The organism is Candidatus Villigracilis saccharophilus (genome assembly GCF_016711665.1).
In genome coordinates this window covers 57,841-84,219 of sequence record NZ_JADJSO010000023.1, presented here as the reverse complement: position 1 = coordinate 84,219, position 26,379 = coordinate 57,841, and the positions used below count along the sequence as shown (strand labels likewise).

Genomic DNA, 26,379 nt, shown 5'->3' with positions numbered 1-26,379 from the left:
GCCTCAATCATCCAATACTGAAATAAAATCAAAATTTGTTACATCCACAAGCCCTTTGTCTGAAATGCGCAGTTCAGGGATTACCACCAAACCAAGCAAACTTAATTGCATGTTCGGGTTATTCAGTTCACTTCCGCACATTTTGAATCCCTCCAACACTGTGGCTGCCTTCTTCGCGACGATATCCGCGTGTTCATTCGACATCAAGCCAGCGATCGGAAGATCCACCAATCCGATCACCTGACCATCCATCACCACGATCTGACCGCCACCGCATTTTACAAGTTCATTGGCGGCAACCGCCATGCTCTCATCATCGGTGCCGACCACGATCATTTGATGGCTGTCATGCACAACCGTTGAAGCGATCGCGCATTTTCTGGTAAATTCGAAACCATTTACCAAACCAACCGTGACCTTACCTGTTGCGCGATGACGTTCCACAATCGCTATCTTTGCGAGGTCACGCTTAAGATCAGCTCTGACTTCGCCGTTTTGAGCAGTGACATTCATCCTCAAATGACGAGTCGGCGCTTGATTCTCGATCACACCGATCACATGCGCCTCAACTTCCGCCCCGTTGACTGCTCTTGTCTTAAGGATGAAATCCTGCGCCTTGAGCATCCGCTTCAAATGCACAGAGCTGGTCGCCCACTTTGGATATTTTTGTGGAGGCAGATCGATCAGCAGTTTCCCTTTTTCCGCAACGACCCTTCCTTTAGCGACCACAGTATCCACTTTGAAATTCTTCAGATCATTGACAATCAGCACATCTGCCCAGCGGCCAGGGGCGATCATACCCATTTCTTTGGTGAGCCCAAAATGCTCCGCTGAATTGATCGTCATCATTTGAATGGCCGTCATCGGATCAAGGCCTTCAGAAATTGCATGGCGCAGAACACGATCCATGTGACCATCTTCAGAGAGTGTCGCGGCATGAGAGTCGTCAGTGCATAGGATAAACCGGCGCGAATCCATTTTCTTTTCGGTGATGGCTTTTATGCCAACCGCCACATCATGCCAGGCAGAACCGTATCTCAGCATGGCTTTCATCCCCTGCCGTACACGCGCCACTGCATCTTCTATCCGCGTGCCTTCGTGATCATCCTCCGCGCCGCCTGCGACATATCCATGGAATGGCAGACCAAGGTCGGGTGATGCATAATGACCACCAATGGTTTTCCCTGCCGCATGAGTGGCAGACATTTCATCAAGTAATTTTTTGTCACCGTGGAACACACCGGGAAAATTCATCATCTCACCCAACCCGATGATGCCTTTCCACTGCATCGCCTCTGCCACTTCCTTCGGACCCAGGGAAGCGCCCGGAGTCTCAAAACCCGGCGAGGAGGGCACGCAGGAAGGCATTTGCACCCAGACATGGATCGGCTGTTTTTGCGCTTCATCCACCATCAACTTGACGCCTTTGAGGCCAAAGATATTTGCGATCTCATGCGGGTCAACGAAGATGCCGGTCGTGCCGCGCACCACCACAGCGCGCACAAATTCGGTCACCGTGACCATGCCCGATTCAACATGCATGTGCGCATCCAGCAAACCAGGCACAAGGAAGCGTCCATTCGCATCAATGACCTTTGTATTATCGCCAATGGAATGACTCGCATCCGGACCCACATATGCAATATGACCATCCACAATGGCAATATCAGTTTTTGGAATGATCTCACCTGATTGCACGCTGACCCATTTACCGGCGCGGATAACAAGGTCGGCATGTGCGCGTCCCATGGCGACATCTACAAGCGAACGAGTTAGTTTTGTGGAAGACGACATAAATCTCTCTTAAGGATCAAGATATCAACCCGACAACAACCAGCCAGCCAATGACCGAGACCGTAGGCATCAACAACAGCCATGACCAGGTTTCATTCTCTTCTTTTACAGCCCAAGCTGACCCTGCCTGAAAAACAGGCAGAAGCAGGGAAAACACACTGAATATGCTGGAGCCACTTAGATGATAACAAAATGGAATGATAAGCACAGCTCCGATCAAGACAAGCCCGGCTCTCTCAAAAACAATTCCGATCACAGAAACAAATATGGAGAGGGCGACAAACGGCCAACCGAAAATAATTGAAACCAGGATTTCGTTCATAGTCTATATTCATCCTTTTTTATAGATACGGCGTTATGCTGACTATCCGGACGTTGCCTGATCCATGATTCTCATCACCGGTTAACCGTACAGTAATCTTTTCGCAGCTTTATTATGTTTTTCGACCAGGTTACGTTCGTCCACGGTAACCAGTTGACCTTCTTTCACAACGAATTTTCCATTGACAACTGTGTAATCTACATTAATGGGCTGACCAAAAATAACCGCAGCGACGGGATCGTGCATACCTGCGTAACCGATCCGATTTAGATTGACGGCAAAAAAGTCAGCACATTTGCCTGCTTGTAAACTGCCGATATCTTTGCGTCCCAATACCGCCGCCCCTCCACGTGTGCCAAGGTAGAGCGCTTCGCGCGCGGTCATCAATTTGCGACTCGGATCATTCGAAAGCGAAAATCCGGTCATGCCGTCATTAACGCGTGACACTAACATGGCATTACGAACTTCAGCCAAAAGATGTGATCCATCATTTGAAGCAGAGCCATCCACGCCAAGGCCAACATTCACGCCAGCCTGAAGATATTTCTTGACCGGCGCGATCCCAGAAGCAAGCCGCATATTGGAGGTTGGGCAATGTGCCACACCGCATTGATGTTTTGCAAACAGCCTGATCTCTTCGTGATTGACCCAAACAGCGTGAGCGAACCATACATCATCACCGATCCAATCGACTGATTGCATGTAACCAACCGGGCGATGGCCAAATTTCTCAATGCAGAACTCTTCTTCGTCTTCAGTTTCGGCTAGATGGGTATGTAAATGCACACCATATTCACGCGCCAGTTTGGCAGATTGTTTCATCAAGTCGCCAGTGACGCTGAATGGTGAACACGGCGCAAGCACAATCTGAGTCATCGCACCAGTTTTGGCATCATGATATTTTTCAATGAGGCGCTGCGAATCCTTCAGGATATTATCTTCGGTATCCACCACAGAATCGGGCGGCAGGCCGCCTTTGGATTCGCCGAGACTCATGGAACCGCGGGACGCCTGCAGGCGCATCCCGATCTCGGAGGCCGCGGCAATTTCATCGTCAAGTTTTGATCCGTTCGGAAAAAGGTAGAGATGATCTGATGCGGTGGTACATCCCGAAAGGGCGAGTTCTGCCAATGCGGTCTGAGTCGAAGTAAAAATATCATCCGGGTTTAGCCGCGCCCAAATGGGGTATAAAGTTTTGAGCCAGTTAAAAAGGTTTGCATCCTGTGCGGCAGGCACCGCGCGTGTAAGGGTCTGGTAAAAATGATGATGAGTATTGACCAACCCGGGAAATACAACATGCCCTTTGAGGTCAAGGACTTCATCGGCAGTGTCCGGAAGCTCGCTCATTGGTCCGACCTCTTGGATGAGACCACGCCGAATAAAAAGACCACCCTCGGGGATCTCCCGTTGATGGTCGTCCATGGTAACTATATGTGCATTTTTTACGAGGAGAGTTGTCATGGTAGCCTTTTGCCTTAGCGGTTAGCTTGTAGCGATTAGTCTAGTTGTCTGACAACTTCAAGTGTAGCAAAAAAGAGGGCGGATGTCAATTAGAGTTTGAAAGTTTAAAACATTGCGTGGGAAAGTTGAATGCAAAAACAAATAGGAAGTGGAAAATAAGATATCGGTCATGCCATCTTGCGCTTCCAAGTAACTGGATTCAAATCGAGAGATTCCCGTTATTTTTCCTCAAGCGGATTGAAGCCTCGCCCAAGAATCTCCTGCGCAGGGGATACGATCACAAAAGCTTGAGGGTCTTCTTTCGCTACGGCAGTTTTCAAGTTATGCACTTCTGTGACGGTTAAGGCGCACATGAGAACAGTTCGATCAGCGCCTGTGTACATGCCTTTGCCATCAATGGCAGTGACGCCGCGCTTTAGATCAGATAAGATCCGATTTGAAACTGCTTCCGCATTACCAGTAATGATCAATGCAAGTAATTGGCGACGGCGCTGGCGGGGGGCAAGGATTGCGCGAATCCCTTTCAGTTTTTCATGGTCCGGAGGTTGAGAAGTCGCGGCCTCATCTCCAAATCGTGGAAGCACCTCACCTGAAGCACGCATCATATTGATCGTACCAACTGCAACAAGAGTTAGAAAGGTGTAAAACACCAAACCCAGTATGATCATGATCTGCCCGGGTAATGGACCGACCGCGGCACGGGTCAGGAACTCGTCCATATTCGCGGGCGAAGCCGGGAACAACCATATCTTGGCCACCCAGGAAGCGCACAGGATCAGAAATATCCAATAATAATTTCTACGCAGACGGCGTCCAAATGCCTCCCAAACTGAAATGGGGAAGCTGGGTGTAAGTAAGCTTTCGGCAAGATTTTCCGCCCATTCTGGCGAAGGGTGGAATGGCGGAACAAGCATGGCAGCGTAAAAATCCGTTTCCATTAAACGCACCCGATAGCTCCATAATTCATAATAACGATAACGCCGCGCTTCGATAAACAAAAACCATAAAACAAGCAATGTATTTATGAGAATAAGGGAATGATGAACATTCGATTGGCCAAAGGCGATTGAGAGTGTCGCGCCGGTGACAACAACCGCCCAGTTCGTAGTGGTATCCAAGCGCTGACGCCAAACATTGGCGCGTTGGATCTCAGCACGGAAGAAGTGCACCATCGCCGTAGTGAATTCGCTTGTTTTTAGGTGGTAACCGCGATACGTCCAGACAGACTCTTCCGGTTCATCCTGTTTTGGATTCTCTTTCGGTTTTGTGGATACCTTTGCCTTAACGGTCTTTTTTTTAGCAGCAGATTTGACGGTCATTTTAGATTCTCGTTGTCTGGATATTACAGGATGTGTTGAGTTTGCATACCGCAAAAGCTTTCCTGTTTTATCAGGACAGCCCTGGTCATGGAGAATAAACCTTTAAGAAACAATATTGATCATCATCAAGATACACATAGCAAGATACTATTAATATTCAAAAGATGATTACGAGAGCGGCATGGTTAAATAATCAATGCCCCTCTAACAAATCCTCGGCAGCATTTCACCTGCCAGCATGTCAATGACACGTGTGGTGCCATAAGCGGTCTTGAGTAACACACGCCCCTTTAAATTTTCTTGCACCTCGCCAATGATAACTGAATCTTCACCATAGCGAGCTTGCTGCATGACTGCAAGGACTTTTTCAGCGTCTTCTTTGGCAACAATGGCGATAAGCTTTCCTTCATTTGCGACATACAGCGGGTCAAACCCAAGCATTTCGCAGGCCGCATTGACCTCGGGGTGAACAGAGATGGCCTGTTCATTTAAAATTATCCCGATTTTCGATTGGGCGGCAATTTCATTTAACGTTGTAGCCAGTCCACCGCGGGTCGGATCGCGCAGGACATGAATGTTATTACTGACTTGGAGCATTGCATCGATCAAATGATTTAGCGGGGCAACATCGCTTTGAATTGCGGATTCGAATCCCAGTTCACCGCGCGCCCCGAGGACTGCGATCCCATGATCACCGATCGAACCAGACAGGATGACTGCATCGCCGGCTTTGGCATTCGCTCCGCTGATATTGATGCCTTCCCGTACAACACCCACTCCGGCCGTAGTGACATATAACCCGTCGGCTTTGCCGCGCTGTACAACTTTGGTATCCCCAGCCACTATTTGCACTCCCGCTTCTTCCGCCGCCGCCCGCATCGATTCGATCACACGTTTAAGTGTATCCATCGACAGGCCCTCTTCGAGAATGAATCCAGCAGTGATGTAAAGCGGCTTCGCGCCCAGCATGGCTACATCATTGACCGTGCCACAAATTGCCAGCCTGCCAATATCGCCGCCAGGAAAAAATAACGGGAAGACAACATGCGCATCGGTGCTGATGGATAATCGTCCATGTTCAGGCATAACCAACGCCGCATCGTCGCCGGCTTGCAATGCAGAATTTTGAAACGCAGGCATGAACATTTTCTGGATCAACTGGTGACTCATCCGCCCACCTGCGCCGTGTCCCATAACGATCTGCTCAGTATGCGGCAGCTGTGGAGCGCATACCGCACCTTCGATATTGATGGTTTCGTCTGTCATATCACCTCGTAAAAACTATTCCCTGTACCTGTAATACGCCGCGCACGCGCCTTCAGAAGAAACCATCGTTGCACCAAGCGGATTGTCCGGTGTGCATTGCTTCCCAAACGCGGAGCAATCATGCGGTTTTTTCAATCCTTGTAAAATTTGACCCGCGATACAGAGCGGGGATTCTTCCGCTTGAATCGCGTCCACGTCAAAGCGCTTCTCCGCGTTGAACTCATCAAATTCGGGCCGCAGCCCCCACCCGCTCATGGGAATCTCTCCGATACCGCGCCATTTGCGGTCACACTCCATGAATACTTTGTTGATCGCATCCTGGGCGGGCTTCAAGCCCTCCAGAGTTACAGCGCGTTGATAAGCATTGGCGACTTCCGCCTTGCCTGCCTCCAGCAATTGCACAGTGGTCAAAATTCCCTGCGCGACATCAAGCGGTTCAAAGCCGGTCACGACCATCGGAATCTTATACTTCTCCACCAGCGGTGGATATTCCCAATAGCCCATGATCGAACAGACATGACCCGCAAGTAAAAATCCCTGCACACGGTTATGCGGCGAACCCAAGATCGCGCTAATCGCCGGCGGCACTCGCACATGCGAAACCAGAATAGAGAAATTTTTCAACCCAAGCCGCTGTGCCTGTAAAACGCTCGTCACATTGGGCGGCGCGGTGGTTTCAAATCCGATCGCGAAAAAGACGACCTGTTTCGCGGGGTTTTGCTGTGCCAGTGTCACCGCGTCCAGCGGAGAATACACCACGCGCACATCACCGCCCTGCGCCTTGATCGAGAATAGATCACGCTTCGAGCCCGGGACGCGCAGCATGTCGCCATATGAACAAAAGATCACATCAGGGCGTGAGGCGATCTCCAAGGCTTTATCGATCAACTCCAATGGTGTGACGCAGACCGGGCAACCGGGACCATGCACCAGTTCGATTTGATGCGGCAGGAGCTGGTCAATACCATGACGGACGATCGCGTGAGTCTGCCCGCCGCAGATCTCCATCAAAGTCCACGGGCGGGTGACCGTGCGGTGAATTTCCTCGATGACATTTTTTACAAGCGCGGCATCGCGGTATTCAGTGACATACTTCATGTCTGTGTCTCTGTCCCCAATTGTTCTTCAAATTCGCCGATCTGCTTTAACAGATCAAGTGTCTCCATGGCTTCGGATTCGCTTAAGATACTGATTGCAAATCCGACATGGATCAAACAGTAATCATCTACTTTGGCTTCTACATAATCCAGACAGGCTTCGCGAAAGACTCCACCAAAATCCACCTTGGCCATTTTCAACCCGCCTTTTTGATAAATATCAATGATCTTACCGGGCACACCTAAACACATATTATCCTCTCAATCTGGCAGCGGCGATGGCAGCCTGTCCAAGGGAGAGTCCGCCATCATTGGTTGGGACCTCCCGATGAATATACACCCTGAAACCATTTTTTCGTAATGGAGCTAATGTTTTGCGTAACAGAGTAACATTCTGCCACACTCCACCTGATAACACAACAGATTGCAAATCCGACTCTCTGCTTATTTTTTTTACTACATTTAATACGGACTCTGCGAGACCATTATGGAAACGCGCTGAGATTTGCGACTTGGGAATTTCCATCCGCACATCCTGGATGATCGCCGCAAGCACATCCTTGACTTGTATGCAATTCCTTTCAATCGAAAAAGGATAGCTCTCCTGGGAAGAATCCGCCAACGCTTCGAACTCAACTGCGGCCTGCCCTTCGTAATTGACAGTTTGTCTGCCCCCTGCCAGCGCAGACACGGCATCAAACAACCGCCCCATGCTGGATGTTTGCGGGGTGTTGATCTTTTTTTGCAATTGGTTATGCAGTACAGTCAGTTCCTGTGCTGAAAATTCCTTCACAGGTGCAAGATCATCATCCCATGCCAAGCCCAAACTCCACAGTAAAGCCAGAGCCGCGCGCGCGGGTTTTCGAATCGCCGCATCACCGCCGGGCAACGGGAAATATTCAAGATGTGCCGCGCGTTGATAGTTTTTATAATCTGCGATCATGAATTCTCCGCCCCATATCGCGCCATCCTCGCCATATCCGGTTCCATCAAAGGCAACGCCAATGACAGGCTCGTCCAGTTCACGTTCGACCATGCAGGCGGCGATATGCGCGTGGTGATGTTGAACTGGAATTAAAGGCAGGTCTTCCCTTTCAGCGCGTTCGATTGCATATCGAGTCGCCAAATAATTTGGGTGCAGGTCATGCGCAATTGCAACAGGTTGCACTCGGAACAGCTTCTCAAAATATTCCACTCCCTGTTCAAACGATCTCAGCGTTTCATAGTTTTCCATATCACCAATATGGTGGCTCAGGAATGCGTAGTCACCGTTCGTAATACAAAATGTATTCTTCAATTCGGAACCCACAGCGAGCAGCTGGGGCGTCCCTTTGGTCAATTTCACCGGGAAGGGAGAGTAGCCTCTCGAACGGCGGATGGGATATGTCAATTTATGGTCGGGAGTTTCAGATCCATCAGAATCATCAAAAACCCGCACCACCGAATCATCACAGCGGATGTGAATATCACGATCATGCATCAGGAACGCATCGGCAAGCTTCGCGAGTTTTTCACGCGCATCGTCGTTATCCACGGCAATCGGTTCCTCAGAAAGATTACCGCTGGTCATCACCAAAGGAGCAAGCAGGGTTGATGAAGAATGAAGCGCGTTAAAGAATAGCAGGTAATGCAGCGGCGTATAAGGCAGCATCACACCAAGCCAATCCAGCTTCGGAGATACATCTTCCACAATATTTGATTCGGGCTTTCGTTTCAGCAAAACGATCGGGCGTGCAGAGGAGAGCAATAATTCGCGTTCATCAGCGCTTACAAAACAATGCTGCATTATCACTTCAATATTTGGCATCATCAACGCAAAGGGCTTATCTACGCGCAGTTTGCGTTGACGTAGTTCTTTGACGGCAGCCGCGTTGGTCGCATCACAGGCAAGGTGAAATCCGCCCAGACCTTTAATGGCAACAATTTCACCATTTGACAAAGCGCTGCGGGTTGCAGAAATCGCATCCTCTGAATTCGCCAATGCCCCCATATTCAAACGTTCAAACGTGACCTTTGGCCCACACACCGCGCAAGCCAGCGGCTGGGCGTGAAATCTTCGATCCAGTGGGTTTTGATATTCGCGTGCACAATCGGGACACAAGTCAAATCCCGACATCGTCGTCTTCGGTCTGTCATATGGAATATCCTTGATGATCGTAAAGCGCGGACCACAATTCGTGCAGTTGATAAACGGGTAATGAAAGCGGCGGTCATGCGGGTCAAAGAGTTCACGCAGACAGTCATCACATATCGCGACATCCGGCGAGATCGGCTGGAATGCGCCATCCAAGCTTTCAGAGTGGATGATCTCAAAGGCGCTGAATCCATTTTCAGGAAGGAAGGAAGCGGACAGCGTGTCAATATGGGAAAGCGGCGGAGCTTCATCATGCAAGGATTGAATAAAATCATCCAGAATATTTTTTTCGCCATCCACTTCAATATCTACGCCTGCGGAAGTATTCTTTACCCAGCCAGTCAATTTCAAGCGCACGGCAAGGTTATATACAAAGGGTCGAAATCCGACTCCCTGCACAATTCCTGTGATATGAATCCGCGCACGCTGCATCGGCTGTTAAGTGGGTTGTACGTTTTGGATTAGCCAATCCACCCAAGCATCCATCCCCTCCCCCGTGCGGCAGGAAAGCGGGAAGGTGGTGACGCCAGGATTAAGCGCTTCGACGCCGCGCTCGAAATAATCCATCCTGAAGTTGACATAAGGCAGCAGATCAATTTTATTAATGATCAGAACATCCACGCCGCGGTACATACCCGGATATTTATAAGGTTTATCATCACCTTCAGGAATGGATGCGATCAATACGGATTTGTGGGTACCGAGTTTAAAACTGGCGGGACAAACAAGGTTACCGACATTTTCAACAATGAGCAGGTCGAACTGACTCAGGGTGAGTTGATCCAGCGCACCGCGCAGCATGACCGCGTCGAGATGACAATCGCCCCCGGTATTGATCTGCACTGAAGCAAGCGCGCCTGCCGCCGCCGCTCGATCAGAGTCTATGGATGTGGCAATATCACCGTCAACCGTGGCGATGCGAAGCTTATCTTTCAGGCGCGACAGGGTCTGCTCGATGAGCGATGTTTTACCCGCGCCGGGTGACGCCATGATGTTGATGGAGAATACACCCGCAGAATCAATCCGCGCGCGATTCTCTTGCGCGAGATGATCATTTGCATTTAAGATGTTCTCAACAATGGGAATATTCTTCGCCATGCTACCTCCAAAATATTTTCTACGCAGATGAATTATAGTGTTAAAAGTGTACCGCACAACCGATCTTTATTTTATTCAACATCAATACTTTCGACTCTTAATTCCTCGCCTTTGCTGATTTTCACCCGCGGGCTGAGACAGTGCGGGCACTCGAAGGTCGTATCATCTGGCTCGAACACAAATCCGCAATCACGGCAGGTCAACTCCGCAGGGACTCTTGTAAAGTGCAGAAGTGCACCTTTGGCAATCGTACCATCGGCGATCATGTCCCAATAGAACTGAACCGAGTCATCCACGACACTGGAAAATTTACCAATGACCAGATGGATGTTTACAATGCGTGCAGCATTAGCTGCTTCGGCATGTTTAAGTGAAATATCAAGAATAGATTGCGTGATCGAAAGTTCATGCATGTTATTTTCTAAAGGGCCATTGTTCTTTGCCAATGGTTGTAAAGCTTTTCTGGCTAAAAAAAACGAATTTGAGCGAGGCTCCCCGCAACAATATTTCTATTTGGGGGATAAATCCGGTGAAAGATTCCATAGTTTGTTATTTCTCCACTAATTTTGTAGCATGATCCACTACGCCATTAATCAACTCAGCATGGATCCGTTTGAGACTTTCCGAATCCATCTTCTGCACTTTACGATCATAAGTTAGAAAACCATTGATCTCGATTTCCACATCTGTCGTTTGAGTATAAATCGCCGCAGCAAGTCCCTGTGCTAGTAGCGGTTTAAGTTCTTCTTCCAGCAAAGTTATATAAGCGCCTGTCAATGCTTCGGGGGTCTCATAATAGCGATATCCAAATTTTTTATTCTCATCCCAAAGATGGCCAGCCATCTTCAAACTGTATCCGCCAAATTCTGAAACGACAAAAGCACGCTGGTCAGGCCTGGGTCGCCTTATTTTCTTGAAATACACATGTTTACTTTGAAAATCCCCGCCGCCCTGGTCGAACCATCCCGAAGCATGATCCACCAAACGGGTCGGGTCATACCCTTTGACCCACTCCGCCACATCCGCAGATTGAAACTGCCCCCAGCTTTCGTTGAACGGAACCCACACCGCAATGCAGACCGCGTTATGCAAATGATAGATCATGTCTTTTAATTCGCTTCGATAGCGTTCGCGATTATCTGCATCATCGCGCCCGAAGCGGCTCAAGCGGCGTGTGTCGTTGCGATGAAAGCCAATCAGCAAGGCAAGCGGAGCAACCACTTCCCCATCGATCAAACCGCCGTTCGGCATATCCTGCCAGACGATCATCCCCAATCTGTCACAGGCATAATACCAGCGCAGCGGCTCCACCTTAATATGCTTGCGGATCATGTTGCAGCCGATCCGCTTTGTGTATTCAATATCAAACAACATCGCTTCTTCGGATGGCGGCGTATACAACCCATCGGGAAAATATCCTTGATCGAGCGGGCCATACAAAAACAACAGTTGATCGTTCAACGCAAATCGCTGATGACCTTTTGCATCTTTCACCAGACCAAACTTACGCATTGCGAAATAACTTCCCACCTCATCCACAACTTGACCATCACGAATCAATTGGACTTTCAGATCATACAAATGCGGATCATCAGGAGTCCATGCATGTGGATTTAGAATCTCGCCGCTTAACCGTCCCATCACCTGCCCGCTGACCGAGGAGATTTTTTCTCCGCTGCTGCTTATCTCTGCCACCACACTGAGACCATTCCCCTCGCCCCGAACTTTGACCTCCACTGATAGCGTTTCAGAATCCAAGTCAGGCGTGAGTTTCAGCGATTCGATACTCACCTCAGGCACAACCTCCAGCCAGACCGTTTGCCAAATCCCTGAGACAGGCGTGTACCAAATCCCTTTGGGATTCAGTACTTGCTTTCCCCGTTGTTGCAAGCCAGTATCGGTTGGATCCCAAACAGAGACAATTAATTCGTTCTCGCCATCGACCAGAAAATCTGAGATATCGAACGTAAAGGGAAGGTAACCGCCGCAGTGTTCACCAATGTGTTTGCCATTCACCCAGACAATACACTCATCATCCACTGCTCCGAAGTGAAGTAAAACCCTCACCCCGCCTTCGGGACCCCTCTCCCTAAGGGAGAGGGGAAAGGTACGCCGATACCATAAGCGTTGACTCGGCAACAGCGGTTTCTGCACGCCAGAGAGTTCTGATTCAACACAGTAAGGGACAAGAATTTTTCCGTCAAAAGTTTCTGGCGCAGAGTTTTCTTTGGGCAGAATAGCGTAATCCCAGAACCCATTGAGGTTGACCCAATCAGGCCGAGTCATTTGCGGACGCGGATATTCGGGCAAGGGAATCGGTGTAGCAGGCGTCCAGGGAGTTTTCATTGATTTACCATTTAGCGTGATGTTCTTCTGCAAAACCGATCAGGTCTCTGACATCTATCCTTTCGCCTTCGTCTGTGACCACAAAGCCGTTGTAGCGGCCAAACATCTGGTGGACTTTGCTCGTGATGATCCCAAGGTTGGTCTCTGCCAGACGGTCTTTGAAGGGAGTGAAGGTCAGGTCGAGGCGGTTCTCGGCGTCGGTGAATTTCCAGGGTTTCATGTAATCGCCTGAGGTGTAATCGAATTTGACCTGTTCAAGTTTGTGAATGCGATTGTTCAGGATGAGAGCATTTTCATCAGCCTTGGAGAGATCACCAAAGCCTTTGCCCATATTCAATCCAATCGTGCGGCCATCGGGAAGGAAGCCAGAAGCGCTTGCCCAATTCCAGAAGGATTGATATTCCCATACACCGCGTCCCCAATCCAGCGAACCAAGGCAGTTTTTGGGATTGAGCGGTATTGTGATATCGCCATATTTGATTATCCCGTCAGCAGGCAGACAGTTGATCTTGCGATTGTAGTAGAAACGTTTCTGTCCAATGGGAATGACAATATTCATTGACTCATGTTCTGACGAAGTTTGCAAATCAATCTCGAATCGAAGCCCTCGCCCATCGTGGAAGGAAGGCCATGAGACAGATAAATGCCGATGGTCAGCGAACAGGCTAAAGTCCAGTTTGAGGCGGGCGTCTTCAAAGTGACTATTCCCTTCAGTGGAGTTGCGCGGCAGCGTCACACCTTTTCCAAATGGAACAACGATCCCTTCTTCGTGCAGTTCGCCAGTTTCAAAATCCATGGTGTAGACAAAGAGATTGCCTGCGTACCCGAGATCGGCGATGGTGGCGGAAAAGAAACGCTTGGGCGTGAACACGGCGTAATAATCCCAGCGTTTGATACGGAAGCGCTGCAAGGGTGTGAGGGCGTAAAAGCGAGCGGCCTCAAGGTTGCAATCAAGAATGGGTTGGCGCGCCCAGCCGATTTGAGAAAGCTGTCCGTTCGGTTGCAGCAGTGGACCTGCTTGAGTTAACTCAGTTTGCATGATGTCTCCTTTTATTCGTTGACCCACACCGTCATCGTAGACTTGCCACGATTGCCCCACAGATGATAGGGGATAAAAGTGAGCGGACGTCCTGTTTTTGCCTGCCCAATGATTTTGGTAATTCCACCTAATGTAATTCGGTCAAATACAGAATCTAGGGAAGCTTTATCTATCGCGGCATTGAAAATATTCGCATCGGGATTGTCTACACTTTCGAGACAGTAGACCAACGGTCCGCGAGTGATGGCGACTTTGCCTTGATGCCCTTTGACTTTAGGATGAGTTCGACGCAATTGAATTGGCATGTCAAAGTTCAATTCAACGATATCACCAGAATTCCAAATCCGTTTGAGGTTCAACCATCTGCCTTCGCGTGGATCGTAGCCCGAAGCTGTGATCTCGTTTTGCTGAGGCGGAGGTGAAACGGTAAAGAATTCCCCGTTACAAGAAACACGAGTTGCCTCGACATCACACCATGAAGGCAGGCGAAGGTTCAAGGTGAATTCGGATGGAACGGAAGGGTCAACTGTGATCTTCACTTTTCCTGCCCACGGCAATTCGGAGCGGATATCTATTTTGGCTAATTCATCGTCATATTCACTGCTGATGTATTGATGAATAAAGATCTCATCTTGTTTGGACGAGTAAATATATTTTCCCAAGCCTGCCCATGTGCGCGAGAGGTTGGATGGGCAGCAGGGGACAGAATACCACGGCTTGCGCGTGACTCCGCCACGGCAAGTAAGCGGATTGTTGTAAAGATAACTGGTGCCATCCAATCCCATGCCAACGGCAGCGGCGTTATAAAGCTGCCATTCGAACAGATCACTATATTTGGCTTGGTTCGTGAGTTGCGCCATTTCCCAATTCCAGAACAGGCTGGCAAGGGCGGCACAGGTTTCAGCGTAGGCGTATTCGGGGTCAAGTTCGTAGTCGTTGCCGAAGCCTTCAGAGCCAGGCACTGAGCCAATTCCGCCAGTGACGTACATGCGGCGCGTGACCATGCTTTCCCATACCTGCTCCAATGCGCGGACGAGAGTCTTGTCACCATTTTCACGGGCGAGCATGGCAACGGCTGTTTCAAGATATGCAAAGCGGACAGAGTGCCCAACTGGCACAGTCTGCTTGCGGATGGGAGTGTGCTGCTGAAAGTATTTTCCGCTCAAGGCGTTGATCTGCCAGCGCAATCTCGAATAACGCGGTTGTTTTGATGCGTTGTCAGGCGGGAGTTGGAAAGGCTTGAATTCTGGATGCGCGGAAAGATATTCCTGCTTTTTCTGTTTAATAAAATTACGGCGTTGATCTACGCTGGAGTTCTGGCGAATGAGCGAAAGTGCAAACAGTGGATTACGTCCGCGCTGCTCGATGAATTGACGAGCCATTTCGAGATACGGTTGATGATCTGTAACCTTATACAAACGCAGCAATGCAATCTCGATCTCTTCGTGACCTGGAGTATGGTCTGTGCCTTTGCCAAGAAAATCTTCCACGATGCGGTCTGCGGCACGGCGGGCAATCGTGAGCATATCTGTGCGGGTGGTGGCTTCGTAGTGCGAGACACCTGCTTCGATCAAATGTCCGTGGCAATAAAGTTCATGTTCGATCTGTAGATTCTTCCAGCGGTCATTTGGGAAGTGGATCTGATTGTAGGTGAAGATATAACCGTCGGGGAGTTGGGCTCGTGCTACCAGCGTAATGAATGCGTCCATAACGGAAGCAAGTTCGGGCGTGGGAAAAGAGGCGTAGATTCGGGAGGCTGCATCCAGCCATTTGTAGGCATCTGAATCAGCGAAGAACCAGCCTTCGCGGAAGCCATCCACATCCCCTGCTGCAATGCGGAAATTTTCGATACATCCCGAAGCCTCAAGCTGCTCCCATTGATGAAAGATCGCGCGCTGGGCGTTGACCTCAAGACGGTCGTGCCAGAAACCAGATGTGATTTTTGTTTTCATAATCTTATTTTGTTGGGGCGGATCGCGATCCGCCCTTGTGATCGTTGATAAAAAAGAGCGGGATGAGCGCGAGCAGGCTAATGACCGAACCAACTTGAAAGATGATCGGAGCTGGCACAAAACCAGCTTGACCGTTGAGAGTGGTCGGCGCGCCGAAGTTCTGAATCAGCGTTGAGCCGAGCCACGGGCCGATGACCATTGGAATGGCAATCCAGAAGATCATGCGGATGCCGAGGAACTTGCCGCGATTTTGTTCGGGGAGTAAATCTTTGAGCCAAGCCACAGACGCGATGCCCATCGCAACGGAGAATGCCTGCCAGAGCAACCCTGTGAGCGCGAGCAGGGGCAGGCTCTTTACAAGCGAAAGCAAAATGCCGCCGAGGCTGCTGACGATGGTGGCGAAGAAAATCATGTTGCGCTTGTTCCATTTGTCTGCGAGCAAGCCGAAGGGAATGGCAAAGACCGCGCTGCCCAACATGACCGCGCCGCCGATGATGCTGAATTCGGTTTTTGTGACGCCGATATAATTTTCAAGGTAGATGATGAGATAGGGCAATGAGACTTGCATACCAATGCTGCTCAGCATGATGAAGATGAGAATGATGAACAGTTCGCGATTTTCTTTCAAGGTGTTGATGTCGAAAAGTTCAGCGAACTCGGAAAGGAAGGAACGCTTCGGCACTTCGCTCTCGGCGGGGAGTTTTACATCTTGAAGCATACTGCCAGCGACAACGCCAACGACGATGACGATGCCACCCAGTAAATAGAAAAATGTGAAATAGCCAAGGCTGTCGATCAACATCCCTGCCGCGACCATCGCGACGATTTGCGCGAGGAAGACGCTCAGGTTGAGTACGCCTTCCACTCGTCCACGGGTTTCGGTGGTGGCGATGTCGGTTGTCCATGCACTGAAGGCTGCGTCGTTGGCAGTGGAGCCGAAGAAGGTCATGATCGAGTCTGCGACGACGACCATGATGATGGCAATGCTGGTCGTTTGGATATAAGCCACCGTTGGGAATAAAACAGTGGAAAGTCCCCATAAGATGTAGCCCACCAAAATAAACGGACGCCTTCGTCCCCAACGTGAGCGGGTGCGGTCACTGAGTGTGCCCATAAAGAGCGTGGTCAATGTGGCGGTAATGGCGCTGCCAGCCACCATCCACGCCACGGGCCGCGGATCGGGCGTGATGGTGTCGTAAACGAATGTGTTGAACCAGGAATTTTCGACAGCCCAGGCGATCTGCCCCGTGAGGGCAAGGGCGAACATGACGAACCAGGTGCGTGAGGAAAGACGTGAGGATGAAGTTGGCATGGAGTCCTTTTATAGAGATCAAACAATAGATCGGCCTTCGGGTTTCGGCAAATCGCCAAGGTGAAGTTGATCGCCATTCACCAGATGACGAGTGGCCATCCATAATCGCCAAGTCTGATGTTCATACTTCAATTTTACGGCATAAAAGGAATGGTCGGCACGCTAATCCGAATCAGGACAGCAGCTTCGAGATCTACAAGATATAGCTGATGGCCTATATCTTGTAGATAATTCCTGTATAAAAGCCGCATGCCTCAACAATTTGATCAACATCGCAGCTTTCATTACGCATGTGAGCCAGTTTATATTCTCCCGGTCCAAACCCAATTGTGGGTATTCCCATACTGACCGGGGTAACGGCATTGGTACTGAAATCCCAAAAGTCAAACTCGGTCGGTTCTTTTCCAAAATTTTCGGAATACGCTGCAATACAAGCTTTTGTGAGTTCGTGATCCAGATCAATTTTCCACGCCAGATGGAATGGTTCATACTTGATATCCATTCCAGTCCAACTTTTCTGTATAGCGTTCCCACTTCCCAAGTTGCGTTTTTGCCTTCCACGAGTTTATCCATTTCCTGTCTGATGGCTTCTTCAGATTCGCCTGGAACCATTCTTCTATCCAGATAGACTTCACACTCCGAAGGTACAGCGTTCAGAGATGCGCTAACGCTGGAAATTCTAGACATAACCAAGGTTCTTTTTGGTCCCGCTTTTTTCATAAGTTCGATGTTCGTCTTTTCGACCCGCTGAATGATCTCAGCCATTTCATAAATCGCATTGATCCCTTTTTCGGGAGCCGATCCATGAGCCGAAACGCCAAGTGTTTTAATGGATACTTGCGCCTTCCCTTTATGTCCGAGCGTAATTTTATTATTGGAAGGCTCACAGATGATCACATAATTTGGTTTGAATTCAAGTTCCTTGAATAAGTGTTTCAAATTTTCCCCGTCGCAATCTTCCTCAAAAACGCCGCAGGAAACGTAAATGGACTTGCCAGAAGCAAGTCCCGCCTTCTTTGCGATCGAACCAGCATAGATCGAGGCGGCTATGCCAGATTTCATGTCAACAGAGCCTCTGCCATGCAAACATCCATTTCGGATCGCACCGCTGAACGGCGGAATATCCCATTTTTCCTCATCATTTACCTCGACCGTATCCACATGGGAGTCAAACATGATAGCCTTTTCGCCATTGCCAATTCTCCCTACAATATTTCCCATGGAATCAATGATCACCTCATCATATCCAAGAGCATGCATTTTTTTCTCAATGAGTTTGATAATTTCCCCTTCCTGCCCGGACATACTCTTCACCCTTACCAGACTTTGGGCAAACTGGATGAGTTCTTCTCTTAGTTCTGGAGTAATCAAATCCAACATTTTCATCATTGCCTCTTTTTTTTCTGGGCGTACTTTTTTAGAAACAGCCAATATATATCTGCAATCACTTAAGCTGTCCAACCGCTCGTATGGGGAGTGCATGAATTACCCGCCCTTTATAGCCTGTCATAGTTTCGGCCATGCAGAGCGAGTTATAGATCGCCTCTTCAGTTGCTTCGATGGCAGCCTGAAACAATGGTGACAGTTGTGCATTGGGCACTTCAGGATACGCCCAGACCTGAGCCCGGCGTTCTGAGGTTCTGCGGACTTCCTCTGCAGTTGAAAACGCGATCACATAATCTCCAGATCCATTGCTCATGGATGCTCCTGTTCGAGCAAGCCCGGCGAGTCCGCGTTTGGCAAGGCGCTTGAGGTTACGGTCAAACAAAGGCGCATCCGTTGCGATGATGATCATGACCGAGCCATCGGCTGTTTGATCTGCCAGTTCATCTTTCAGGTAATATTGACCAAGTTCTTTTCCAACGGGGATTCCGTTCATTTGCAACACACCACCGAAATTAGACTGCACCAAAACGCCCAGGGTATATCCACCGAGGTTTCCTGGAAGAATGCGCGAACTCGTACCGATGCCGCCCTTCCAGCCGAAACAAACTGTTCCAGTCCCAGCACCCACGTTTCCTTCCGTGACAAGACCTGTACCAGCATGCTCAAGCGCAAATTTGACATGCTCTTTTGTGATCGAGAGTTTGCGGATGTTATTCAACATCCCGTCATTGGTTTCACCTACAATGGGATTTACGCTTTGAACCTCTTCATTGCCATTTTGATTCAAAGTCCATTCGATCAATGCCTCCGAGGCACGCGGAACCGCAAGAGTATTCGTCAAAATGATCGGTGTTTCAATTTCGCCCAGTTCTTCGATCTGAGTGGAACCAGCCAATTTCCCAAACCCGTTCCCAACCACGACGCCAGCTGGCACTTTATCCTGATAGATATTTCCTCCATGCGGCAGGATGGCGGTCACGCCCGTTCGAATATCGTCACCTTCGATCAAGGTAAAATGCCCCACCTGAATCCCAAAAACATCCGTGATGGAATTCAGCTTTCCCGTTGGCAGAATACCAGGAGCAAACCCCAATTCCCTTGCGCGTTTTCTTGGACTATCCATATGATGTGTTCCGTTTAATCGCATCCATTAAAACCGTTCGTTGTTGATCAAATATCCATGGACTGCGGACTCTGGTCAGTTGCCGCATACAAAGTCCATATAATGAAGCTGATATTGATGCGACAATTTTACGTTATTAATTCTAAAAAGCCGATCAAGGCAGAAAGTGGTTTGTTTCTCAGTTCCCAGAAGCCGCCATTTCTTTTTGATGATCTAGGAAATACCGTATTTAACTACCGCTCATAGCACCTGCCCGGGATATAATATCGCTATTGGCCAACCGTAGAGCGATTTCCTGCGTGATACAAATTCGCGTCCGCAATTTTATTAGGCGCACACGAAGGGAGAGCGGGGCTTCCCTCGTTGAGAGGATTCAGTGCTTTTGGTGAATTTTCCCTTTGACTTTTGTCCGGCAGATCCGCCCCGCGCACGGCTAAGATTACCATTAACTTTTCAAACCTAATATCTAAAGGAGAACAAAGATGAGCGAAAACAGCAAGTGCCCAATAACAGGTAGGGCTGGCCAAGGCACATCAAACCACGACTGGTGGCCCAATCGACTAAACCTGGGCATTCTTCACCAGCACGCGCCAGCCTCCAACCCGATGGATCCCAATTTCAACTACGCTGAAGAATTCAAGAAAATTGACCTGACTGCGGTCAAGAAAGATCTTGCCAAACTGATGACAGACTCGCAGGAGTGGTGGCCCGCGGATTGGGGTCACTATGGTGGTTTGATGATCCGCATGGCCTGGCACAGCGCGGGCACGTATCGCACCGCGGATGGACGTGGTGGTGGCGGAACGGGCAATCAGCGTTTTGCGCCGCTCAATAGTTGGCCTGACAATGTTAACCTCGACAAGGCACGCCGCTTGCTTTGGCCCATCAAACAGAAATATGGAAACAAACTCTCATGGGCTGACTTGATGATTCTGGCGGGCAACGTGGCGCTGGAGTCGATGGGATTCAAGACCTTCGGTTTCGGCGGGGGACGCGCCGACATCTGGCAGCCCGAGGAAGACATCTACTGGGGCAATGAAGAGACCTGGCTGGGCGACAAACGCTACAGCGGCGACCGCGATCTTGAGAATCCGCTGGCTGCGGTGCAGATGGGTCTGATCTATGTGAACCCCGAAGGTCCCAACGGCAACCCTGACCCTGTGGCCTCGGGCCGCGATGTGCGCGAGACGTTCGCCCGCATGGCGATGAACGATGAAGAAACCGTCGCGCTCGTCGCCGGTGGACACACTTTTGGCAAAGCGCACGGCGCAGGCGACCCAAAGTTGGTCGGACGCGAACCAGAAGCAGCTCCGTTGGAAGAAATGGGCTTGGGCTGGAAGAACAGCCTCAGCAGCGGCGTGGGCGTTCACACCACCTCCAGTGGCATTGAAGGCGCGTGGAAACCGAACCCCACCCAATGGGACATGGGCTACTTCGACATGCTCTTTGGCTACGAGTGGGAACTTGTCAAAAGTCCCGCTGGTGCGCAACAGTGGCAACCGAAAAATTGCAAGCCCGAACACATGATCCCCGACGCGCACGACCCGTCAAAGAAGCACGCGCCGATGATGACCACCGCTGACCTCTCGCTGCGTTTTGACCCGATCTACGAACCCATCGCACGCCGTTTCCACAAGAATCCCAAAGCGTTTGCAGATGCCTTCGCCCGCGCCTGGTTCAAACTGACTCACCGCGACATGGGACCCAAAGTCCGCTACCTCGGACCAGAAGTTCCGAAGGAAAATTTGATCTGGCAGGATCCGCTCCCTGTAGTTAATCACAAGTTGATTGGCGCGAAGGATATTGCCACACTAAAGAAGGATATTCTGGCTTCGGGTCTTTCTACGCCTGAGCTTGTTTCTACAGCCTGGGCTTCTGCTTCCACCTATAGAGGATCGGACAAGCGCGGCGGCGCCAACGGTGCGCGCATCCGCCTTGCCCCGCAAAAGGATTGGGAAGTCAACCAGCCTGCGCAGTTGGCGAAGGTGCTCAAGAGATTGGAGCGCATTCGCAAAGAATTCAACAGCGCCCAGTCTGATGGCAAGAAAGTCTCACTTGCTGACCTAATCGTTTTGGGCGGCTGTGCCGCAGTTGAGGCCGCAGCGAAGGCTGCTGGTCACGCGCTGAAGGTTCCCTTCACACCGGGCCGCACCGACGCCTCGCAAAGTCAGACCGATGTTGAATCATTCGCCGTTCTGGAGCCCCAGGCCGACGGATTCCGCAATTATCAAAAGACGGCCTTCACCGTATCGGCCGAGGAAATGCTTGTAGACAAGGCTCAACTCTTAACCTTGAGCGCACCAGAGATGACAGTGCTTGTCGGCGGCCTGCGTGTACTAGGCGCTAATGTGAACCAGTCAAAACATGGCGTGTTCTCAAAACAGGCCGATACGCTGAGCAATGATTTCTTCGTCAACTTGCTAGATATGGGAACAATCTGGAAGTCCACATCTGATATCGGAGACACCTTCGAAGGGTGCGACCGCAAGACAGGTGAACTTAAGTGGATCGGTACCCGCGTCGACCTGGTCTTTGGCTCGAACTCGCAGCTAAGAGCCCTGGCCGAAGTTTATGCGCAAAGTGATGCAAAAGAGAAGTTCGTGCGTGATTTCATTGCAGCCTGGAACAAGGTCATGAATCTGGACCGATTCGATCTTATCTAAGACAACAAGCAGGGCTGTCCTGATAGAGCAAATTAGCCACACCCCGAATGGGCAGAATAAAAAAAAGCTGGCGGAGATAATCTCCGCCAGCTTTTCACATAGTACGTGCAAAGCGCGCCAATCGCAGCTCCGCAATTTTAAGTGGCATTGACAGAAAATCTAAATTTACCACGTAGAGCCGCAGTTCTTAAAGCTGTATGGGTTTCTTTGCGCTCCTTGCGAGCTTTGTGGTTCAAAATAAGACACCACAAATAAGTCTAGTCCTATCCCAGTCGTTGAAACGCCAGTTTATTTATCTTTTTAGCCCCCCCCGATTCTTATCTCATCCTTTGCTGTGTAAAAAGCAATTGTGAGTGATGGTAAACTCCCATAAAACTACATAGGATTTGGATAAAAGAAACAATGCGAATAAACAAGGATTTTCTTGCCGGCGCACGAGGCGCGCTGCCCATCCTGATCGGAGTGGTTCCGTTTGCCATGATCTCAGGAGTGGCTGCCGTCAGCGTGGGATTAACTTTTTTTGAAACCCTGGGAATGTCAGTGCTGGTATTTGCTGGAGCGTCGCAGCTTGTGGTGTTCCAATTGATGAGCGCCGGCAGTCCCTGGCTCATTATGGTACTGACAGCATGGGTGATCAACTTGCGTTTTACCATGTACAGCGCAACCCTGGCTCCTTATTTGCAAAAGCTTTCACTATGGCAAAAGGCTTTGCTGGCATATATGCTCTCAGATCAGGCATTCGGAGTTAGTTTGACTCATTTCGTGACAAATGAAACGGTCAGTCATCGCTGGTTTTATTTTGGTTCGGCACTGACCGTCTGGGTTGCCTGGCAGATCAGCGCCGTTATTGGGTCGCTATTAGGCGCGCTTGTGCCAGCTAGTTGGGGTTTCGACTTTGCCTTTCCGCTCAGTTTTATGGCATTGATGTTCGGATCATTGCGCGACCGCCCGACAGTGGTTGCCGCGCTCACGGGAGGAATCATAGCAGTACTCGCCAAGGGATTACCGTATAACATCGGCTTGGTGCTCGCTACCTTTCTTGGCATTGCCGCTGGTTATCTAGTGGAAAATCGAAGGACCGCATCGTGAGCAAAACACAGATTTGGCTACTTTTTATTACCATTGGAGCAGGCACGTTCCTGCTCCGCTTCCTATTTATTTACCTATTCGGGAAAATTGCAATGCCAGATCGGCTGCGCCATGCCTTGCGCTTTGTGCCTGCGGCCGCACTGGCAGCATTGGTCTTCCCAGCCCTTACTCACCCAGCCGGGCATCTTGACCTTTCACAATATAATTTCCGCTTAATGGCTGGCCTGGTCGGTGCTGTGGTGGCCTGGAAAACACGCAATGTCTTGCTCACCATTTTAGTTGGGATGACGGTATTGTGGATTTTGGAATTGGCTTTTGGGGGCTAATAATGGACGACCATTCGTGCAATTATGAATGATTTTTATTCCGTTTTTAATGGACAGTGTTTTTTCTGATTTCATATCGCGCCTCAGATGAGTAGTTAAAAAAATAAACAACCGATACTCACTGTTTATACTTCATCTCATTCTCCAGGTTTCGTAAGTATTTACAGAAAAAAAAATAGCGAAGGATTGGATGTTGGCACATCCAATCCTTCGCCAAGTCTATGTCGGACAGATTATTTCAGTTTAAACTTTGCCACCACTTGCTGCAACTTCTGAGCCATCTCCATCAGGGAAGTGGCGGAGGCAGAAACCTCTTCAACCTGGGCGGAAACTTCCTCGGTGGAGGCGGAGACTTCCTCGACAGACGCGCTGTTCTCTTCGCTGACACTGGCGATGTTCTCGATGGCCTGGGTCAGCTCTGTGGAATTGGCAGCCATCTCTTCGGTGGCGGCGGTGTTCTCTTCGATCACGGCTGAGACCGCGTCGACCGCTTCGACCAGTTCAGCGGCGGCGGCGCCGACCTTGGCGGCGGTGTTGCCCGCCTCTTCCGCCTGCTTGTAAACGGATTCCGCCGCACCGAGGATGTTATCGAGCACCTCGCCAGCCGAATGAGCGCGTGTCACACCCAGCTCGACTTCCTGAGCGGAGGCTTGCATGGCGGTCACGGCTTCACTGACGGTCTTCTGGATGCCCTTGATGAGGGCGGCGATCTCCTTTGTGGCAAGGCTGGAGCGTTCGGCCAGTTTGCGGACTTCATCGGCCACGACCGCGAAACCCTTGCCCTGTTCACCTGCGCGGGCGGCTTCGATGGCGGCGTTGAGCGCCAGCAGATTGGTTTGAGAGGCAATGTCTTCGATGGTCTCGACGATGGCACCGATCTCCTCGGAGCGGGTGCCCATCTCTTCGACCTTGGTGGCGGAGAGACCGACCTTGGAGCGGATGGCTTCCATGCCAGTGATGGTTTCCTTGACGGTCTTGGCACCGTCGCGGGAGTAGGTGGCGGCTTGAGCAGAGTCACGGGTGACGGCCTGCGCATTGGCAGCGACCTGTTCGATGGCGGTGTTGATGCGGGAGGTGATCTGTGAAGCCTGGGAGATGGCTTTGGCTTGTTCCTGAGCGCCCTTGGCGACGCCGTCAATGGCGCGTCCCATCTGCTCGACGGAGGCGGAGGTCTTGGTGACGCCTTCGGTCTGCTGGGCGGTGCCGAGCGCGACCTGTTGAATGGTGGTGGCGATCTGGCTGGTGGCTTCGCCGGATTGTTCGGCGGCGGTAGTCAGTTGGGCTGCGGCGATGGAGACGGAGTTTGCGTTTTCGGCGATCTGGCTGACGGCATCGCGCAGACCGGCGATCATCTTGGCGAAGGAGTTGCCGAGTTCATCTTTGGGTGATTTCGGGGTGACTGTAGTGGTCAGGTTGTTTTCAGCAATAGCTGTTGCAGCCACGCCCATGCCCTGCATATAGTTGATCAGCGCATCGAAGGCGTTGCTGATGTCGCCAATCTCGTCTTTGCGTTTGCGGACCGTGTCCTTCTCAGCTTCGCTCACATCACGCACCATGTCGCCGACCGAGAGGGCTTTCGCCAATTTGGTAAGGAATGCCAGCGGGTTGGCGATACTGTTGGAAATGACAATCCCAAGGATCAATCCAAGCAAGATCGCAACGACAACAGCTATGATGGTGAGCGTGATCGCGCTGGATACGGCACTAGCGCTGGTGCCTTTTGTAGCTTCAGCTGCCAGCCAGCCGGCATCTTCCGCCGCCATTGCGTTTTCCTGTACTTTCAAACCAATAGAGTTCATATCAGCCAGGATGGCGGTTAATTCATTGTCTTTGGCCACCCAGCCTTGTGCAGCCACGTAATACGCATCAGTTGCTGTGCGTGCTTCATTAATCTTTTGCTTATCTGCAGCCTGCGTGCTTACTCTTTCCAAATCTGTATAGCGTACACCCAATTTCTTAATATTATCTTCCAACGAGGTGTAATACTTTTGATCGCGATAGAGCATATACTTGTTCTGGTCAATCCGGGTCATTAACGCAGTCTCCCAAATATCAACCGATCGGTGTTCTTTTCATCAGTCAATCCGGTCTTGTCATTGAAAAATGCACGGGCGAGGTCGGTCACCTTGGTGCCGTTCTCCGCCATGACTGTGGCCAGTTGGGCATTTTCTTCCAATGCCGCTACGCCCTGATTGTAAAGGTCTTTATACTGCAAAGTGACCGTTCGAACTTCCTGTGATTTTGCCAGCAGGTCTGTATCGTTATATTCTTTGGCGACCTTGTCCACTTCATCCAGCGCAGCAATGATCTGGTCAATATTGTTCATCGCAGACGCCTGAAATTGCGTGCGGTCTACACGTGTATCGTTGGCGCCCAGCAGGTATTGCTTCTCATCAAGAATAGTGCGCAGGGCATATCGCTCAACAGCAGTAGCATTCTTAACGGAAGGTACGCGCTGGTTGACGATCTCTTTAATGATGTTGTTGACGTTATTCAGGTTGAAATAACCCAATCCTCCCAGCACGCCTCCCACGAGTAGTACAAGCACCAGAAAAGCCCCAAGCAACTTCACACCCATTCGTAAGTTATTAAACCATTTCATATCAATCTCCTTCAATTCTTAATTTGACTGCCTTGTATGAAGCTATATTT

21 protein-coding genes and 1 pseudogene are annotated in these 26,379 nt (G+C 50.2%); 3 read left to right on the top strand and 19 right to left on the bottom strand.

The features are described from left to right. Window positions 1–3: 3 nt before the first annotated feature. The 17 genes and pseudogenes from ade to IPL17_RS09745 form a co-directional block, all read right to left on the bottom strand. A complete protein-coding gene (ade, locus tag IPL17_RS09825; RefSeq protein ID WP_345306909.1) occupies window positions 4–1,794 on the bottom strand; it encodes an adenine deaminase in 1,791 nt (596 codons plus the stop codon). 16 nt (window positions 1,795–1,810) lie between these two features. Then, a complete protein-coding gene (locus IPL17_RS09820; protein WP_345306908.1) occupies window positions 1,811–2,116 on the bottom strand; it encodes a hypothetical protein in 306 nt (101 codons plus the stop codon). A gap of 81 nt (window positions 2,117–2,197) precedes the next feature. Continuing rightward, window positions 2,198–3,577, bottom strand: a complete 1,380-nt coding sequence (locus IPL17_RS09815) for an 8-oxoguanine deaminase (RefSeq protein ID WP_345306907.1) — start codon at window positions 3,575–3,577, stop codon at window positions 2,198–2,200. Window positions 3,578–3,795: 218 nt separating this feature from the next. Continuing rightward, window positions 3,796–4,896, bottom strand: coding sequence for a DUF2270 domain-containing protein (locus IPL17_RS09810; protein ID WP_345306906.1), 1,101 nt, complete (start codon window positions 4,894–4,896; stop codon window positions 3,796–3,798). 204 nt (window positions 4,897–5,100) lie between these two features. Further along, entirely contained in the window at window positions 5,101–6,162 is a 1,062-nt protein-coding gene (gene hypE, locus IPL17_RS09805) for a hydrogenase expression/formation protein HypE (protein WP_345306905.1), read from the bottom strand. A gap of 15 nt (window positions 6,163–6,177) precedes the next feature. Then, window positions 6,178–7,260 (bottom strand): hydrogenase formation protein HypD, encoded by a 1,083-nt coding sequence (gene hypD / locus IPL17_RS09800; protein WP_345306904.1) that lies wholly within the window; start codon window positions 7,258–7,260, stop codon window positions 6,178–6,180. Further along, on the bottom strand, window positions 7,257–7,511 hold the full coding sequence (locus IPL17_RS09795; protein ID WP_345306903.1) for a HypC/HybG/HupF family hydrogenase formation chaperone: 255 nt from the start codon (window positions 7,509–7,511) through the stop codon (window positions 7,257–7,259). Before IPL17_RS09795 ends, hypD begins: the two co-directional genes overlap by 4 nt. A gap of 1 nt (window position 7,512) precedes the next feature. Next, window positions 7,513–9,825 carry a carbamoyltransferase HypF gene (gene hypF / locus IPL17_RS09790; RefSeq protein WP_345306902.1) on the bottom strand — a complete coding sequence of 771 codons (2,313 nt, stop codon included), beginning with the start codon at window positions 9,823–9,825 and terminating at the stop codon, window positions 7,513–7,515. Window positions 9,826–9,831: 6 nt separating this feature from the next. Beyond that, entirely contained in the window at window positions 9,832–10,491 is a 660-nt protein-coding gene (hypB, locus tag IPL17_RS09785) for a hydrogenase nickel incorporation protein HypB (protein WP_345306901.1), read from the bottom strand. Between the two features lie 71 nt (window positions 10,492–10,562). After that, window positions 10,563–10,904, bottom strand: a complete 342-nt coding sequence (gene hypA, locus IPL17_RS09780) for a hydrogenase maturation nickel metallochaperone HypA (RefSeq protein ID WP_345306900.1) — start codon at window positions 10,902–10,904, stop codon at window positions 10,563–10,565. 136 nt (window positions 10,905–11,040) lie between these two features. Beyond that, the gene (locus IPL17_RS09775) at window positions 11,041–12,837 is read right to left on the bottom strand and encodes a sugar-binding domain-containing protein (RefSeq protein WP_345306899.1); all 1,797 of its coding nucleotides are present in this window, start codon (window positions 12,835–12,837) and stop codon (window positions 11,041–11,043) included. A gap of 4 nt (window positions 12,838–12,841) precedes the next feature. Then, window positions 12,842–13,876 (bottom strand): DUF2804 domain-containing protein, encoded by a 1,035-nt coding sequence (locus IPL17_RS09770; protein WP_345306898.1) that lies wholly within the window; start codon window positions 13,874–13,876, stop codon window positions 12,842–12,844. Between the two features lie 11 nt (window positions 13,877–13,887). Next, entirely contained in the window at window positions 13,888–15,828 is a 1,941-nt protein-coding gene (locus IPL17_RS09765) for a beta-L-arabinofuranosidase domain-containing protein (RefSeq protein ID WP_345306897.1), read from the bottom strand. A gap of 4 nt (window positions 15,829–15,832) precedes the next feature. Further along, a complete protein-coding gene (locus IPL17_RS09760) occupies window positions 15,833–17,140 on the bottom strand; it encodes an MFS transporter (RefSeq protein WP_345306896.1) in 1,308 nt (435 codons plus the stop codon). Between the two features lie 214 nt (window positions 17,141–17,354). Beyond that, window positions 17,355–17,642, bottom strand: coding sequence for a M20/M25/M40 family metallo-hydrolase (locus IPL17_RS09755; RefSeq protein ID WP_345306933.1), 288 nt, complete (start codon window positions 17,640–17,642; stop codon window positions 17,355–17,357). 101 nt (window positions 17,643–17,743) lie between these two features. Then, window positions 17,744–18,316, bottom strand: a pseudogene (locus IPL17_RS09750) (M20/M25/M40 family metallo-hydrolase); the annotation flags it as partial. Between the two features lie 268 nt (window positions 18,317–18,584). Next, window positions 18,585–19,649 (bottom strand): P1 family peptidase, encoded by a 1,065-nt coding sequence (locus IPL17_RS09745; protein ID WP_345306895.1) that lies wholly within the window; start codon window positions 19,647–19,649, stop codon window positions 18,585–18,587. Between the two features lie 482 nt (window positions 19,650–20,131). Between IPL17_RS09745 and katG the strand changes: the two genes are divergently transcribed. From katG to IPL17_RS09730, 3 genes are all read left to right on the top strand, one after another. Beyond that, entirely contained in the window at window positions 20,132–22,312 is a 2,181-nt protein-coding gene (gene katG, locus IPL17_RS09740; protein WP_345306894.1) for a catalase/peroxidase HPI, read from the top strand. A gap of 402 nt (window positions 22,313–22,714) precedes the next feature. Further along, on the top strand, window positions 22,715–23,401 hold the full coding sequence (locus IPL17_RS09735; RefSeq protein WP_345306893.1) for an AzlC family ABC transporter permease: 687 nt from the start codon (window positions 22,715–22,717) through the stop codon (window positions 23,399–23,401). Continuing rightward, the gene (locus IPL17_RS09730; RefSeq protein WP_345306892.1) at window positions 23,398–23,727 is read left to right on the top strand and encodes an AzlD domain-containing protein; all 330 of its coding nucleotides are present in this window, start codon (window positions 23,398–23,400) and stop codon (window positions 23,725–23,727) included. The genes IPL17_RS09735 and IPL17_RS09730 overlap by 4 nt, the downstream gene beginning before the upstream one ends. A 233-nt stretch (window positions 23,728–23,960) precedes the next feature. On the opposite strand, the gene IPL17_RS09725 is transcribed toward IPL17_RS09730, so the two are convergent. Together IPL17_RS09725 and IPL17_RS09720 are read right to left on the bottom strand one after the other, a co-directional pair. Beyond that, window positions 23,961–25,760: a methyl-accepting chemotaxis protein gene (locus IPL17_RS09725; RefSeq protein WP_345306891.1), complete on the bottom strand. Its 1,800-nt coding sequence runs from the start codon at window positions 25,758–25,760 to the stop codon at window positions 23,961–23,963. Beyond that, window positions 25,760–26,329, bottom strand: a complete 570-nt coding sequence (locus tag IPL17_RS09720; protein WP_345306890.1) for an MCP four helix bundle domain-containing protein — start codon at window positions 26,327–26,329, stop codon at window positions 25,760–25,762. The genes IPL17_RS09725 and IPL17_RS09720 overlap by 1 nt, the downstream gene beginning before the upstream one ends. Window positions 26,330–26,379: the final 50 nt, after the last annotated feature.